We start from the raw sequence: 15,416 nt of genomic DNA, 5'->3' as shown, positions 1-15,416 counted from the left end.
CACTTGACCAATCACTGTTCGTCGCGCCAACGAAGTGGCGCGCGGTCGCCGTTCACTGTGGTGGCCCGGTGTCGGTGGTGGGCTCGACTGCGAGGCGTCGAACCACCGGTTCGAGATCCTCGGCAAGCAGCGCCCGCAGAAACACCGCGGCGACGCGATGGGCTCGGTCCAACACGATCGTGGATGGAATCACCGTGGTGGGATACCTGGCCCCCAGGGCGATCATCGTGCGCATCGGCGGGTCATAGATCGACGGAAAGGTGACCTTACGGTCAACGATGAAATCGACCGCGGCTTGGCGATTGTTGTCGCGAACGTCGATGCCCAGGAAGGCCACGCCCGCGGTCCGGGTCGCGATGTACACCCTCTGCAGTTCAGGCATCTCGGTACGGCACGGGCCACACCACTGACCCCACACGTTGATCACTACCACCTGGCCGGCGAAGTCCTCGAGCGCAATCATGCGGCTCGGATCCATCAGGTCAGGCCCGCGTATCGGTCCGGGGCGACCTCGCGTCTGCGGTGGGTCATAGAGGATATCGACTTGCCCACCGGGCGAGACGAACTCAAACGTGCCCCCCTGCGCGACGGCATCGTCGCCGCTCGAACACCCGGACACTGCGGCGCCGAGCAGCACTGCGCTGACACCCGCAATAATGTGTCGTCGTATCGCCGAAGAAACGGATGCTATTCGTCCTCGGCCCCGCACACGTTCATCGTCCGTGTCGATCCTCGGCGGAGGTAATGCAGAAACCTGCGGATGACCTATCTCACGTTTCATCTTTCTTCCAACCCTCCCGTGAATCGGGTCGCGCGATCCGACCCGGGAGATTGCCACGCTTGACGTGCGTCATCGCCAGAACTACCTCAAGGCACTCGACGCTTCGAGGTCCGCTCCCAGAACACGTTCTACGTACAGACTACGTACGATGGTAACGACACCAGTTCATGGCGAATGACGGGATAAACACAAATGAGGCGGATCGGCTCCGCGGCCATCCATCGGCGCAGGGGTCTGTGGTGGACGACAATGGCACTACTGGCAATCGCCGGCGTTGTCCTGGGGGTTGGCGCCTGCAGCGGTTCGACGCCGCCGCAGCAGCCCCAAGCCATTGTTGACAAGGGCACACCCTTCGGCGATCTGCTCGTACCCAAGGTGCAAGCGTCCGTCACTGACGGCGCCATCGGCGTCCCGGTTGAGTCACCAGTGACCGTTACTGCCGACGCCGGCGTGCTGGGGGCAGTGACGTTGGTGAACGAGCAGGGCCGCGTCGTCGCCGGGGAATTGAGTCCCGACGGTGTCATGTGGAGTTCAGCCGAACCACTGGGCTACAACCGGCAGTACACGCTGAACGCGGAGGCGCAGGGGCTGGGAGGGGTGGCGCGCACCAGCGCCACCTTCGAGACTCACTCGCCGCAGAACCTCACGATGCCGTATGTGCTGCCCAACGACGGCGAGGTCGTGGGGGTCGGTCAGCCCATCGCCGTGCGGTTCGATGAACCCATCCCGGACCGACTGGCCGCGCAGCGAGCGATCACCGTCACTACGAACCCTCCGGTCGAGGGTGCGTTCTACTGGTTGAACGATCGCGAGGTTCGTTGGCGGCCAGCGCAATATTGGAAGCCGGGAACGTCGGTCGACGTCCAAGTTAAGGCCTACGGGGTCGACCTGGGTCAAGGACTGTTTGGGCAGGACGATGTCGCCACTCGCTTCACGATCGGTGACGAGGTGATCGCGACCGCCGACGACGCCACCAAAACGATGAGCGTGCGCGTCAACGGCACCGTCGTCAAGACGATGCCGATCTCCATGGGCAAGGACAAGACGCCCACCGATAACGGCAGCTACGTCATCGGGGATCGGTACTCGTTCCTGGTGATGGATTCCTCGACCTACGGCGTGCCGGTGAACTCGCCCGACGGCTACCGCACCGAGGTCAACTGGGCGACTCAAATGTCCTATAGCGGAATCTACGTCCACGCCGCTCCGTGGTCGGTCGGCAGCCAAGGCCGCGCCAACGTCAGCCACGGCTGCCTCAACGCCAGCACCGAGAACGCGAAGTGGTTCTACGACAACACCAAACGCGGCGACATCGTCGAGGTCGTGAACACGGTGGGGCCCACCCTTTCTGGTACTGACGGACTCGGCGACTGGAACATCCCGTGGGACCAGTGGAAAGCGGGAAACGCCACGGTAACTGGCTAATATCGTCGAACGTTGTAAATCGGAGCCGACGAGATCGGCGCCACCTTGACGGGGGTGCCGTACGTCGAGGCGTGCACCATGTTCCCGTTTCCGATGTAGATTCCCGCATGCGAGGCGTCTGAATAGAAGGTGACGATGTCACCGGGCTGGACGTCGGACGTGGCGACGGGCTGCCCACCGGCGGCCAGGGCTTGACTCGACCGCGGCAGCGATTTGCCGTTCTGGAGGAATGCCCACTTGATGAGTCCTGAGCAGTCGAATGCGTTCGGTCCGGTCGCGCCCCAAGAGTACGGAGATCCGACGCGGGTCAACGCGGCCTGCACGACCGCCGCACCTTCCGGCGAGCCGGTGGGCCCCGGCGCGACCGGCGGCAGTCCCATCTCAGGCATCGCCACGATGGCGGGGTCCCCCGCTGGCGGAGGCGGCGGCTGAGGCGGCACCGGTCCAGGGTCCGCCAGCGCGGCACGCTGATCCGGAGTCAATGCTCGGTACTGCGCCTCGACGTCTGCGATCTGGGTGCGCAGCCGACTCTGCTCGGCCTGAAGGCCTGCACGGACCGCTGACGCCTGTTCTGCTGCCGTCCTGGCATCGAGCGTCGAAGATTCGGCCGCGCGGGCGGCACTCTCGGCACGGGTTGATGCGGCGCGATAGGCCGCGATGCGGTCCGACATCTGGGTGGCCATCAGGCGGTCGAAGGAGAGTTCGTCGAGCAAGCTTTGCGGAGACTCTGCGGCCAGGACGGCGCTGATGCCGCTGGTCGCATCTCCCATGTAGGACGCGGCCGCCACCCGGTCCACGATTTTCTGATACATGCGCAGATCTGCTCGCGCCGCGGTCAAGGCCTCAGACTCGGCGCGTTGGCGATCCTCGGCTTGGCGCTGTGCTGCCAGTTTCGCCTCAAGGTCGAGCTCGGCCGAGTAGATGGCTTCCGAGGTTCGCTCGGCCTCCCGAGACAGCTCCCTCATGCGGGCCAACGCATCGGCCGCGGGGTCGGCCCGGCCGGTGCCCGTCGAGTTGCCGAGCGTCAATGCAAGCACGATCGCCACGACGAGAGCGCCCGCCGATCGGCATATCGCGGCAGGGCAGTCCATCTTCAAAACACAGATCCTCACACCGCAGGGGCATCTATGGTCTAACTACGTAGATCACGAAAAGGTTACGAGCGAATGCGTCGGATTTCAACTGCATAGAAGAGCGGCAGACGTCGTCCACACCGCTGCTTGCGCGTCCACAACTCGGCGATTCGGGTGGAAGGTCCAGTTGCAGAGCGTCTTTCGCATCTCGCGAATGCCGGCGTCCAGGTGGCCGGACGTCTATCTACTATGTGCCATAGTATGCAGTGACTTAGTAGATCGCCTGCGGATTTGCATTGAGGGACGGCATGACAAGTGGAACCGCCATCACGGCCCGGGTTCATTCTCTAAATCGGCCCAACATGGTCTCCGTCGGGACCATCGTTTGGTTATCCAGCGAGCTGATGTTTTTTGCCGGCTTATTTGCGATGTACTTCACCGCTCGCTCCCAGGCTGACGAATGGCCGCCGCCGCCTACAGAGTTGAACCTCGCGCTCGCGGTGCCGGTGACATTGGTACTCATCGCGTCGTCGTTCACGTGTCAAATGGGTGTCTTTGCCGCCGAACGCGGTGACGTCTTCGGACTGCGCCGGTGGTACCTCGTCACTTTTGTGATGGGATTTTTCTTCGCTTTAGGCCAGGGCTACGAGTACATCAACCTGGTGCATGAGGGAACGACCCTGTCGAGCAGCGCCTATGGCTCCGTCTTCTACCTGACGACTGGGTTTCATGGATTGCACGTCATAGGCGGTCTGGTCGCCTTCGTCTTCCTGCTCATGCGCACGCGAATGAGCAAGTTCACCCCGGCGCAGGCGACGGCCGCCATCGTCGTCTCGTACTACTGGCATTTCGTGGACATCGTCTGGATCGCACTGTTCGCCACGATCTACTTCGTACGGTGACGACCCCAACGCCGCGCCCGCCCCAAGTCCGTCGCCGCATTCGTCAGGCCATCACGGTTACTTTGGCAGCCCTACTCGTCAGTCTGGTGTCGAATGCTATGCCATCTGTCGGTGCAGAACCGTCGGTGCAGTCTGCGTCGGCGACAACCTCGCAAACCCCTGCCATACCCACTCCAACCAAGCATTCCTACGACGACACCCACAGCGGACAACAACCCGAAGGTGCAAGCCCAGCCCTTTATATTTTGGGGGGTGCGCTCTTGGGCCTGATGGCGATCGCTGTCATCCTGTTACGAGCTGGCAAGACTGAACGCCACCACCTCACTCGAAGTGCATCAGCGTCCCGGTCGATCGTCGTTAACCCCCGAACAACAGATACAAGCCGGTGAACGTATATCCGACCATCGTGAGCATCATTGCAAGCTGCCCACTGATCTGATTCCGCTGCGGAAGTAGCCGCAGCGCTCGATCGTGGGCCGCGACCACAGCCACGATGTGGCCCATCACCACACAGGACACCTTGATCGTCCACAGCACCGAAGGGTGCTGGGACAGCACATACACCACGTCGGTCGAATCCAGCCCGAGCAGGTGCCACCCGCGGCCCAGTGGATCGGCCAGCCGCACGATGGTCTCTTGGCCGCGCTCAACCAGATATGAGAGGTAGTGGGCGAAGATGTAACCGACGACGATCGGTATTAACGAATGAGCCAGTTCGCCGGGTAGTTGCCGGCGGCGGTCCGGGTCCACCCCGCCGGTTGCCCTCGCCGCAGCCCAGAAGGTCACGCCGACAACGGACACGAACACCACCAAGCCGACGGTCCGAAGTAGAGAGGCGGCCCAGTCTTCGGCGAACATTGGGAACGAGGCCGCATACCGATCGACGAAATTACGGAACGCGGGTGATTGCGAGAAGCTGTCGAAGGCCGTAGAGCCGAGCAACACCGCCAGGACGGCTACGCTGCCCGGACGAACTGGCAAGGTCGTCAGGTGGTCCATTGGGTTGATCACCGTGATCCGGGCGGTCACGGGGCTGCGCCGAAATGGAGCGAGCCGCGACACGGCCATGCTGTAGACCTCGAACGGGTCGGCCCGGGCGAACCAGCGCGAACCGAAGAGTCCAGCGCCCAGCAACATTAGAACCGTGTACGTGAGCAGCCATGCTTTGATCGCCGTCAGCGAGCCGGGGTCCGGGCTGGCCAATTCGAGCCAAACGAAAGCAAAGAGACCGAACGCCGCCGGCCAGAACCCCCACGACTTTGGATACTCACGCGACGTGGGCCGGTCGGATGACTCACGACGCATCATGCCAAGCAACCGATATACCGTCCGCATCGGCGAGATGACTCTCCACACCGGGCCGATGACCACCGACACCGCCACCAGCCCGACCCAGAGCAGAACGTAGAACACCCCCGGTAGGGCGTTCTCACCACCGTCCGGTCCGAAGACCGCCGCGACGACCACCCATACCGCGAAGAGCAACGCTGCCAGCGATACCATCCATCGCAGTCCCACGGAGTCCACGGCGCGGGTAATCCACGTCGGTAGGTCGCGTCCCGGTTTGTTCGGGTCGAAACGTGGTGTCTTCCAAGCCAATGCGACCACAGCGAAAGTCGCGGTCAACGCCCACGCAGCGCCTATCAACGCGAACGACAGCGGCACCGGAAGGTCAGTGGAACCGCCTACGCCGTGCGCCAGCACATCCACGGTCCGCGCAGGTGTCACGGCCGAACTTGGATCGTCGCGACCGTGCGATTGAGATCATGCAACTCGATGTCGACCTGGCCCGGCACGTCAACCGTGAACTCGAACTGCTGGTCCGGCCGAGGCTCGACCTGAAAAGTATGCTCAGGCACTGAATGGACATGCAGTGAGTCCGAGACATCGCTGTCGACCTTCAGAACAATCGGCTTGCCGACTGTGCCCTGCGCTTGGCCGTTCGTCGGCGTGACTTTTCCGCCCGCGATGTTGATGTCGACGACCGTGCCGTCAACGGCCGGCGCGGACGACGTGGTCGGCGCAGGTGCCGGCGCGGCGGGTAAACCGGGAGCAGCACCGGAGGACGCTTCGGGCGCGGCCGTCTCGGAGGGGGCGTTAGAGGATCCACAGCCGACCAGTGCTGCGGCGAGTACCGCCACAGACATGACGACTAAACGGGGCGCCCTAACGCTCACTCAGCATCGTGCCTTTCCTTGTCTGTCTCTCCGGTGCCGTCGGCAGCGGCGGCGCTTTTACGCCTGTCCCGCCGAACCACGTAGAAGACGACAGCTACGACCACGAACGCCGGACCAAAAGCAGGCAGCGACATCCACAGCCCGACATCGGTGGCGACGTACAAGACATCGGTTGCCGCTAGATCGCGCATCGGGCTGCAGCCTGACAGGCATCCCGTGCTCCGCGACAGCGAATGAGTCGAAGTTTCAACATCAGCTCGGCCTCCATCGATCCACGACTGCATCACGGCAGCTGGTTGCGCATACCGACTACCTACGTACGTATCATCCCCATACGTAACTGCCCGAAACATACACTCGGATGCGCTGAGCGCCGCGGGGTGTCAGCAATAGCGTGAACCGAGAAGAGGACCGTGAATCCAACCTTGCGCACTATCGTTCCCAGCTTGGGGATGTTGGTTGCCTTGACGTGTGGAAGCGGAATCGCTGCGGCTCACACAGCGCTCTCGAGCTCCGATCCCGCGCCGGACGCCACCGTCACTGCCGCGCCGGCTGCCATCATGTTGACCTTCAACGAGGACATCAGCCCACAGTTCGCGAGTGTCGTCGTCAGCAGCGCTGACGGTCGCAATTGGATATCCGGCTCCCCACAGGTGGAGGGACAGCGCCTGACGGCGGCCGTCGAACCAGGCCGGCCCGGTAACGGCGTCTACACCGTCGGCTATCGGGTGGTCTCAGCAGACGGACATCCTGTCACCGGCTCCTACAAGTTCACCCTCGCCGACGTATCCGACGAACCCCGGCCCATTTCTACATCGGCAGCTGCCGCGCCTAGCACCGCAGCTCCGCCGCCGTCAACGGCAGCTCCTGCCACATCGGACACCAAGACGACGGTAATAACCGCAGGTGCCGCGGGTCTGGCCCTGGGCGGCGTGATCGCTTTCTGGCAATCGCGGAGGAATCGACGGAAGTCCGCAGCAAATGACGCAACCAGGCTATCCGCGGATTCGCCCGACCCATCCTGAGCGTTACCGAACGACCGGCTCGTGAATCGTTACCGGTACCACAACCTGTGCGCTAGCGAGCGCAGGCCCCTACGCCTGAACAATGACCGGGTCACCGATGGTCACCGTGTCGAAGTACCACGCCGCATTATCGGGACTGAGATTGATGCATCCGTGGCTGACATTGGCACTGCCTTGCGAGCCAACCGACCACGGCGCTGAATGCACATAGACCCCTCCCCACGTGACACGCACCGCGTATTCGCCGTCGATCAGGTAACCCTCCGGCGAATCCAACGGAATGCCGATAGTGCGTGAATCGAACTTCACCCGGCGCTGCTTCTCCAGCACCTTGAAACTGCCCTGCGGAGTGTCAAAGCCCGGCTTGCCCAACGACGCCGGCATCTCACGCACCGTCTGACCGTCGATGCTCACAGTGAACGTATGTGCGGAAATGTCAGCAACGGACACGACCGCTGCCCCGACATCGAAGCTGGTCGACATCCCGTCCGTGCGCACCGACACCGGAGTATGGGCCGGCCAGAAGCCTTTCGGCGCCCACTGCACGACGCGGTCGCTCGTCCACGTGAACCGTCCTGGCACCTCAACGGGCGTGTCGATGGTGATGCCGCGCTCGGCCGCCTCACGGTCGGCGACGACGCTGCTGAAACGGATAGTCACCGGCGCGGCGATGCCGACCACCTGGCCAGGTTCAGGTGAGACAACCGTCGCCAACGCCATGCTGCTTGGTGTCGCCGTCCCGGCGTCGGCAACCCCTGCGCCGGTGAATACGAAGTACGCCACGCCCACCGCGACGAGCACAGCGCGAATCTGACCGACCATAGGTTCTCCCTCCGCCGCTTCGGTGTTCTGCAACTACTATTCTGCTACGTAGGGCCGTTAACGTTGTAACGACATCCGAACGGGATTCATATCGACTCACTCCGCTCCACCGGCTGGCCGTTTGCAGCCTGCGCTCCTGTCAGGCGCCACCTCGATACGGCGGCCGTACGGTGTGACCCCGAGAACGGGTCTGCCGAACTCTTGCTGAATCAGATCGGCGGTGCCCTCCAGTCGTCAGCGGCGGCCAGATCTCCGTCTTCAGATCTCAAGCAGTTCGGTCATCCGACGTTGCGCCGCGAACACTCCCGAGTTCGTTCAGCCGGAGGGTCGCGGTCGCTTTACACTTCGGGGTCGTCCCAGTCGGTGTTTCCTGTCGCGGCGCAACTAGGACGGCGGCTTCCACCTTCAACCTGCGCAGGACGTGAGAAAGGCCGGGACGGGTGCCACTACAGGCGCTGTTCGCCGCCGCAGCTTCCGGACATAGCGTTCGCCGAGCACGCCATAATCGTGACTGACGTTTTCAATAACGGCGGGACCGGCTCGGCCGACGTTGATCCGCCTGAGCTGGCCGTCTGTCCATTGATCTTGCAGTCCGGCTGCGACCTGGTCTGGGTCCGTCGCTACAACGAATCCGCGCGGCCGTGAAATTTCTGTCATTGCTTCGCTGGCATCGCGGCGCATCGCTCGTCGTGCGCCATCCGTTCACTCCTCTTGCAAGGCGGCAAACTCCACCGCCTCCAGGGTGTTGGGGTCATCCTCCCCCCGGTAAGCGCCGATCCCGTCGGGTCAAGATTGTCATCGGTCCGCTGGCGCGGCGACTACGATCGTGAAGTGCCCGACTCCGAGTTCGTTGAGACAGATGACCGCGGACGCATCACTCTGCCAGGCCGCCCGAATAGCCGGTTCCTGTTGCGCCACAACGCGGATGGCAGCATTATCCTTCAGCCTGCTCAGCCTGTTACTGACGCCCAGTACGAGTACTGGTCCAATCCCGAACTACGAACACTGCTCACTGCTGCAGCGACATCACGCAACGTCCACCGAATGCGCGACCACCGCGACTGATCACTCCGCAGCGACGGGACTCACCAGGACGACGTTAATCCGCTTGAACCGCCCGCTGCCACGGATCCTGCAGCTCGTCCGCGATTCGGTCTCGGTCCGCCGCCCACTCAGGATCCTCGGGTCCGTGGAAAAGGTCGGCCACCTCAGTCGATGATCGCCAGCGCAGGGTCCACCTCATCGTCCCTCACCTGCCCACGCTCCTGTTTTTGCTCGAAGATCCAGTCGCTCTAGTGTGACTCCGGGATCGCCGGATCGAGCGCCGATAACCGCTCGTTCCATCATGTAGATGTGGCCTCAACTAGACGGTCGTCCTCCGTCACACGCAGCAAAGGCTGGTCGAACGCGTGTCTAATCAGTTGCACGGTGTCAATGAGGTCCTGGTACCGCTCCCAGCGAAGAAGGTCGCGGGAGCCGTCGACCCACCCCAGCTTGTCGCCGGCGTAATACACCTCCGCGATGAAGTACTCGGATCCGTCGGCTGACTGCACTACGCGGTAATTCCAGTGACCGACACTTGCGCTATCCGAGTCAGTGTACGAAATATTCTGCGCTGCATCGCGTTTACTCCTTGATGCCAGCCCGTCGAGGTAATCCTGAACGGCCTGTGAGCGCGTGTGGCCATCGGGCAATTCCCGTCCTTCGAGCCGCGCAGAGGCCCTGGTGTTTCGGGCGATCATGTCCTTGATCGCGCTATCAGTCACGCGCTTGGTCCGGCGCATCTACTTGGCGCCAACCGCTAGCGCACCGTGTGGACGAGGTGCGGCCCGCGCAATCAGGGTTCCGGGCTTGCTCCCGGGGATGGCCCGAGTTGTCGGCCGTGATGCCCGAAGGTTGTCGTTCGTCGGGCAACCGCAAGGATAAGCAGGTGGCCCGCTTAGCCATCTCGGAGCCGCTGCGGCGCATCTTTGCCCTGGTCTGGCCGCCATACTCACAAGTTTAGTGTACTACTAGTAGGGCTTCATCTGAGCCGGTTCTGTGGCGTCCAAGGCGTCCCTGCAATCACGGCAGTAGTTCCGCCGGCGCAACCTCCAAGGCCTCCGCAATATCGAGGAGCCGCTCGAATAGGAGGCCGCGCCGTCCATGTTCGACGTCGATGAGCACGTTTCGGGTCACGCCAGATCGCAGCGCGAGCGACTCCTGAGTCATTTCCTGCGATAGCCGGACGTCGCGAATTCTCGTGCCTACCTCCAACCGCCAGGCCTCCCACTTGGCAACCCGTTCCGGGTTGTTTTGACTAGGGCGAGTCGGCACCCATCAAGTAGTCAGCGGACGCCCATCATTGTCTGCCCTACTAGTAGTACATTGAGCGTTGCGCCGCACCTCACACACAGTGGTCGACCGAGGTCACAGGATAATGCCGACGGAACTAAGCTTGCTGCCAACCAGGGTGTCTCTGGGTGAGGACGAAGCTCTCGATAGCTTTCTCGAGCGCCTCACCCAAGCCAACGATCTCGACCCTGAGCACATCCTGGCTGCGCTCCGCCGCGGCGAAGGCGCAACCCATACGACACTCGCGTTCTTCATGACGGCGCCCACCAACACCGTGCTCGCGCGAATCGAAAGGCTCAGCGGCATCCCTGCCGAGCGGCTTCGAACCGCGACTCTCATGCGCTTCGACGCAGGAAGGCCTCTGTACCTCGATGCCCTCAATCCGTTAGACAGGCACAGCTATCGCAGGATCGTGGTGCAGGGGTGGTTTCCTCCCTTCGGCACGCAACTCTGTCCTTTATGCGTTGCACAGCAGGGAATCTGGCGAGTTGGTTGGCGATTGCCGATCGTGGCCACGTGCATTCATCACGGCACCTATCTGACCACCGAATGCGGCGGCTGCGGCCAACGGTTTCGCAGCCACCGGTACTGGCCATTGCGCCCAGTGCTCGGACCGGAGCAACCGTGCGGCAATCCTGTCGTCCTGCGGCAGCCGTGTCTTCGCTCGGTACTCACAAACGCCGCTGAGCCGGCGAACGGCCCTGCGCTCGACTGCACGGAAGCCGTCCATCGAGCGATAAATGGGCAGACGGTGATCATGTTCGGCACACCTGCCGACCCTCGTACTTTTCTTGCCGAACTCCGCAACCTTGCAACACTTTTGCTTCATCTGGGAGCGAGGACGTCGGCCCAGACTGCCGTATCGTGGGCGAGCGGTTTGCGTGATGAGGCGCGGGCCCGGTCCAACATGGTTCGTGGAGCTCGTTGGGGCTTCAGTCCCCCGCACAGCGCCAGGGTTCGCGGAGCCGTCCTCGGATGTGCCTACGAAATTCTGATGCAACGGGATCTCGATTCTGGGGGTGCCCGGTTGCGTGAGTGGATTCGCTTTGTCGAAGACGAGAAGAACGGTCCCGCCGTCTGGCTCATTAATCGCACCAAGAGAACGCCGATGATGCAGCAGTTGATCACCGCGGCTACATCCGACCGCCGCGATGTGGGTCGAAGACTCGATCGCGGTAATCACTGTCGGAGGATTCAACCATCTGCGATACCCCAAATGATCGATGTCGGCATCTATCGCCGACTTTTTAACGGCATGCTTGGCGGCTACGAACACACCGGCCGGCTCTATGTGTCGCTATGCATGGTGAGAGCGATTGTCTTAGTGAAGAACTGGGCCGACGCGGCTGTCAGAATTGGGCTGCCGCCCGACCTCGGCTCCCGTACCTCACGCGCCGCGCGTGCGCGGATGCGTGCAACGCCGGAGGATCTTCAACGCTCAATCGATCTGGCGCTGAACGATATTCCCGCGAGCAGAGACTTTCGCACCCTCGAAGCGCAGGTCCGGTTGCTGGCTCGCAATCCTGCCGATTGGTACCCAGCTTGGCGCCTGTCGACCACCCCAGCACGGAGTCCTGACCTGTGGGTCTACGCCGTCACATGGGTGTGGTGCGAGGTGGCACAAGGCTGCCTCGACAACAGTCCGGCGTGGGCTGTGCCGCCTTGCCATCGCATCAAGGCCGGCTATCGCGCCTTTCGTGACCGACTGCCGGCCGCAGCCCAGGACTCGCTGCGCCGACTCGTCCTTCCGCCCCCAACGCGTTGAGATCAGACACGCGTGCGCGCTTCCGGCGCCGCCGCCGGGTCTGCGTCGATGACTCAGTGCGGCGGCGCTCCGTCTCCGCTGCAGTATCACGAATTGCACGCTTGCTCAGGGTGATCGCTTTGAGGTGCTCCGCGCTGATCCGGTATGAGCCGTCCGTAATCGCCGCAACGGTCGCTCGACTGACTAGCTTTCGCAGGTCGCCAACGTAGCCCTGCGTGCGAAACCATAGTTCGCCGGCCAGCTTCAGGAAGAGCATTCCCGGCTCACCTGCGGGCAGGTGCGGCAGCACCAACCTTTCTAGGTCACGTACGACGCGTTGCCATTCGGCTTGTTCTTCCTCGGTATCAACGCCGTAGGGTGCGACGGAAAACTCCGTTAATCGACATGCGATCTGTGGGTCGTTCACTAGGTCGCCGTTTGCGAGGTTGGCTCCGACCAGGACGAGGGTCGCGCTCGAGACCTGACCAAGTTTGGTGTTGATGCTCTTGATGTGGTCTAGAACATCGCGCCCACTCTTGGAGTCGGTCTTCAGAAGATGCGCGTCGTCCATGACGACGATCTGGGTGCGGTGCAGACGTAGCCCATGCATCGCTCGATGAGTCAGGTCACGTGTGAGGCCGGTGCTCGCAAGGTTGAAACCGTTGAGCAACTCGGTGGTCACATCATTGACTTTGGCGGCCGAACCCAAGTCGATCCAAATCACAGGACATAGGTCGGCCTCTACACCGTCCGATGGATAGTGGACGGGACGCCCCCGACGGTCGTGCAGCGCATCATGGGTCCATTCCACATATCGTCTCTGTGCCCACCGCAGCATGAACGTGCTCTTGCCAACGTAGTTCGGTCCGGTCAACACGACGATCTGTTTGGCGCCCGGACCTTCCAGCATGTTGTCCCGGACGGTCCGGTCAAGAGCATGCTCGATCTCGGTAAACGCCGCTGTCGGAAGGTAGAGCCGGGCGAGCCACGCCTCGAGTTGCTCGATATAAGCATTTCGCGCCTGGTCTGACATGGCGTTCAGTTGCTTGGACGATCGGCTGGGAGGCGCGTGCGGTAGCTCTTTGACGCAGTTGTCGTGCCACTCCTGCGAGTCCATCGCCTACTCGGTCTCCAGCAAGTTGTCCCACGCCCGCCTGATCGACGAAGTCGGCACCGTCCGCGGTGCGATGCTGCGCACGGGATGGGCGCGTTCCTGGGCAGCTTCCGCCTCGGCATGATCGATACGCGACTGTTCGACCCGTTGTGCCGCAGCAGCCGTCTTGCGGCGATCCGCTTTCGATCTTGCCGACGTGAGTTCGCCGAGTTCGTTGATGATCAGTTGGGTTGTCAATCCGCGCCTGAACACATGGTTGCCGCCGCGGCGCCTGATCTTCCGACAGAGCTCGTCGAGGATGACGTCGGTCATCGGTGCGTCAGCTTTACTACGGCCGACCCATTCGATGGGCTCGATCCTGTCGGTGGATTCGTCATGAAACCATATGCGCGACAGATCGTTTGGATCGTAGAAGAACGGTGCGGCCCGGTCCCTTTCGCGAAATCGGCCCACCTCGACGTAGCGCAACGGCTCGAAGACAAGCGGGTTTTCGTATCGGAGGTTGGAGAATTCGACTCCCGCTGGTCCGATGGTGCCCCACTTGATCGGTAGGAACTGGTAGATCAGGTCGTGCCGCTGGGGGACGTCGATACGACCCGTGGCTTCGACCATGACGTCCCATAGGTCGAGTGGACACATCTTGGCGGCCTCGACGCCCGGCTGAATGAGACCGTCGTGTCCGTGTCTGTGGTAATCAAGCGCAATGAACTTTCGCAGGTGTAGTTGCAGTTCGCGAGCCGTCAACAGCGGCTCATCGGCGACGAGTCGCCCCCGCTCAGACACGTTCCGCCCCTTGTAGCCCGGAATCTGCTGCAAGCCACGTTGGATCGTCTCATGCCACCGCTCGACCTGCGGGTTGTCGGTGGGGTTTCCCGGGCGGCTGAGCAACAGGTCGATCTGAAGGTCGCGCAGAAGTGCACGGAAGTGCACGCTCGTGAAGATCGCGGCGTTGTCGCAATGAATCGCATCCGGCATCACAGACGGGATGGGGTGCTCGCCCTGCAACGTGTCGAAGTCGACCTCCAAGTCTTGACGCCACACCTTGACCACCGCACTCGAAAGGTCGACCGTTTCAGGCAGGCCGACCCATCTCCAATCGCTGACGGTCGTGCCTGCGACGAGCATCGAGAACGGCCTGCAGACGTCATAGAGGAGTAGTCCCGCTTCGAAGCCATTCGCGCTCATCGGGACCACCCGGAGCGCCAGGACCACGCGTGTGGCGACGTCGATAGCGGTGATGATCTCAACGCTGAGCGGCCTACCGTTGAAGGTGTCGTATACGAGATTGTCGGCTCGCGTGACATCAATCGCTACCACTTGGCCGGGCCGAACGCCTGGGTATTGTGTTGAACCTGAGGCTGTTTGCAGCTTCTTGGTACGCTGCGACCTGGTGGTCTCACCTCTCTGGTGCTTCAAGTTCGAGAGGAACTTCTGCGTCGTGCGCTGCGGCGCGTGGTAGTCGTCAATGCCTGCGTTACGGAGCTTGACCAGCACTCGCCTGTGCATCTCTTGGATCGCCAGATTCGATCTATCACCGTCCAGAGTCGCGAACTCTTCCTCAGCGATCGCGCGGTAGCGCGGATCGATGACTTCCCACGACAGGCTCTTGCGGATGTGCCGCCCATCGATCAATCCGAGCAGTCCCTTCTGCCTCCAGCTTCGCACCCAGTTTCTGATGGTGCTCTCGTTCGTCCCGACCGACGTCAGCTCGCCGTCTCGCAAGCGGCGCTGGACCTTACGGTCATTTCGACCCTCCTGAATGAGAACCGACGCCATTGCTACGGCCCGCTTCGACTCGGATACGCCAAACCCTGGACCGAACGGAGGGTATGGTTCGCCGGGTCGTCTGAGTTCAGGATGACCATCGCGGTATCCAGTCACGATCTCGAGAACAATTTCGAGTTTGTTGAGCGCGCGTTCGCGGGCTTTGTCGTCGAGGCTGTCCCAGAGCGGTCGGAGAGTCCGAGCGACGGCAACCGGCCGGCCATCGACGATATTCTGCACGAGCGGAAGATCGTT

Annotated in this window: 16 protein-coding genes; 5 read left to right on the top strand and 11 right to left on the bottom strand. The window is 62.3% G+C overall.

Features of this window, described 5'->3' with window-relative positions:
- Positions 1 to 52: 52 nt before the first annotated feature.
- On the bottom strand, positions 53 to 781 hold the full coding sequence (locus tag ACIA48_RS01865; protein ID WP_396727079.1) for a TlpA family protein disulfide reductase: 729 nt from the start codon (positions 779 to 781) through the stop codon (positions 53 to 55).
- 192 nt (positions 782 to 973) lie between these two features.
- Here ACIA48_RS01865 and ACIA48_RS01860 point away from each other — a divergent pair, with 192 nt between their 5' ends.
- Complete coding sequence (locus tag ACIA48_RS01860; RefSeq protein WP_083406475.1) at positions 974 to 2,206, top strand: Ig-like domain-containing protein; 1,233 nt, start codon at positions 974 to 976, stop codon at positions 2,204 to 2,206.
- Here the strand turns inward: ACIA48_RS01860 and ripC are convergent.
- Positions 2,203 to 3,297, bottom strand: a complete 1,095-nt coding sequence (gene ripC, locus ACIA48_RS01855) for a peptidoglycan hydrolase RipC (RefSeq protein ID WP_396727078.1) — start codon at positions 3,295 to 3,297, stop codon at positions 2,203 to 2,205. The genes ACIA48_RS01860 and ripC overlap by 4 nt on opposite strands.
- 290 nt (positions 3,298 to 3,587) lie before the next feature.
- On the opposite strand from ripC, the gene ACIA48_RS01850 reads away from it, so the two are divergent.
- On the top strand, positions 3,588 to 4,181 hold the full coding sequence (locus ACIA48_RS01850) for a heme-copper oxidase subunit III (protein ID WP_396727076.1): 594 nt from the start codon (positions 3,588 to 3,590) through the stop codon (positions 4,179 to 4,181).
- A gap of 357 nt (positions 4,182 to 4,538) precedes the next feature.
- Here ACIA48_RS01850 and ACIA48_RS01845 read toward each other — a convergent pair whose 3' ends face one another.
- From ACIA48_RS01845 to ACIA48_RS01835, 3 genes are read right to left on the bottom strand one after another with little or no spacing between them, the layout of a single operon-like run.
- Positions 4,539 to 5,909 carry a hypothetical protein gene (locus ACIA48_RS01845; RefSeq protein ID WP_396727074.1) on the bottom strand — a complete coding sequence of 457 codons (1,371 nt, stop codon included), beginning with the start codon at positions 5,907 to 5,909 and terminating at the stop codon, positions 4,539 to 4,541.
- The gene (locus ACIA48_RS01840) at positions 5,906 to 6,328 is read right to left on the bottom strand and encodes a hypothetical protein (protein WP_083406479.1); all 423 of its coding nucleotides are present in this window, start codon (positions 6,326 to 6,328) and stop codon (positions 5,906 to 5,908) included. Before ACIA48_RS01840 ends, ACIA48_RS01845 begins: the two co-directional genes overlap by 4 nt.
- A 26-nt stretch (positions 6,329 to 6,354) precedes the next feature.
- Complete coding sequence (locus ACIA48_RS01835; protein ID WP_059088552.1) at positions 6,355 to 6,549, bottom strand: hypothetical protein; 195 nt, start codon at positions 6,547 to 6,549, stop codon at positions 6,355 to 6,357.
- Between the two features lie 261 nt (positions 6,550 to 6,810).
- On the opposite strand from ACIA48_RS01835, the gene ACIA48_RS01830 reads away from it, so the two are divergent.
- Positions 6,811 to 7,383, top strand: a complete 573-nt coding sequence (locus tag ACIA48_RS01830; protein WP_082698875.1) for a copper resistance CopC family protein — start codon at positions 6,811 to 6,813, stop codon at positions 7,381 to 7,383.
- Between the two features lie 69 nt (positions 7,384 to 7,452).
- Here the strand turns inward: ACIA48_RS01830 and ACIA48_RS01825 are convergent, their stop codons facing one another.
- Entirely contained in the window at positions 7,453 to 8,205 is a 753-nt protein-coding gene (locus tag ACIA48_RS01825; protein ID WP_059092404.1) for a L,D-transpeptidase family protein, read from the bottom strand.
- A 507-nt stretch (positions 8,206 to 8,712) separates the two neighbouring features.
- Between ACIA48_RS01825 and ACIA48_RS01820 the strand changes: the two genes are divergently transcribed.
- Positions 8,713 to 8,850: a hypothetical protein gene (locus tag ACIA48_RS01820; RefSeq protein WP_396727071.1), complete on the top strand. Its 138-nt coding sequence runs from the start codon at positions 8,713 to 8,715 to the stop codon at positions 8,848 to 8,850.
- A gap of 454 nt (positions 8,851 to 9,304) precedes the next feature.
- On the opposite strand, the gene ACIA48_RS01815 is transcribed toward ACIA48_RS01820, so the two are convergent.
- The 3 genes from ACIA48_RS01815 to ACIA48_RS01805 form a co-directional block, all read right to left on the bottom strand.
- Positions 9,305 to 9,448: a hypothetical protein gene (locus ACIA48_RS01815; RefSeq protein WP_396727069.1), complete on the bottom strand. Its 144-nt coding sequence runs from the start codon at positions 9,446 to 9,448 to the stop codon at positions 9,305 to 9,307.
- Between the two features lie 100 nt (positions 9,449 to 9,548).
- Positions 9,549 to 9,989: a hypothetical protein gene (locus tag ACIA48_RS01810; protein WP_396727067.1), complete on the bottom strand. Its 441-nt coding sequence runs from the start codon at positions 9,987 to 9,989 to the stop codon at positions 9,549 to 9,551.
- Positions 9,990 to 10,269: 280 nt separating this feature from the next.
- Positions 10,270 to 10,521 (bottom strand): helix-turn-helix domain-containing protein, encoded by a 252-nt coding sequence (locus ACIA48_RS01805; protein WP_059092402.1) that lies wholly within the window; start codon positions 10,519 to 10,521, stop codon positions 10,270 to 10,272.
- A 136-nt stretch (positions 10,522 to 10,657) separates the two neighbouring features.
- Here ACIA48_RS01805 and ACIA48_RS01800 point away from each other — a divergent pair, with 136 nt between their 5' ends.
- Complete coding sequence (locus ACIA48_RS01800; protein WP_396727065.1) at positions 10,658 to 12,304, top strand: TniQ family protein; 1,647 nt, start codon at positions 10,658 to 10,660, stop codon at positions 12,302 to 12,304.
- Here ACIA48_RS01800 and ACIA48_RS01795 read toward each other — a convergent pair.
- The gene (locus tag ACIA48_RS01795; protein ID WP_083406481.1) at positions 12,213 to 13,400 is read right to left on the bottom strand and encodes a TniB family NTP-binding protein; all 1,188 of its coding nucleotides are present in this window, start codon (positions 13,398 to 13,400) and stop codon (positions 12,213 to 12,215) included. The genes ACIA48_RS01800 and ACIA48_RS01795 overlap by 92 nt on opposite strands.
- Positions 13,401 to 13,403: 3 nt before the next feature.
- Complete coding sequence (locus ACIA48_RS01790) at positions 13,404 to 15,062, bottom strand: transposase (protein ID WP_396727063.1); 1,659 nt, start codon at positions 15,060 to 15,062, stop codon at positions 13,404 to 13,406.
- Positions 15,063 to 15,416: the final 354 nt, after the last annotated feature.

Source organism: Mycobacterium sp. NPDC051804 (genome assembly GCF_044452905.1).
In the GTDB taxonomy this organism is placed as follows: domain Bacteria; phylum Actinomycetota; class Actinomycetes; order Mycobacteriales; family Mycobacteriaceae; genus Mycobacterium.
Note: the sequence above shows the minus strand (reverse complement) of the source record. Positions and strands in the feature narration are given on the sequence as shown.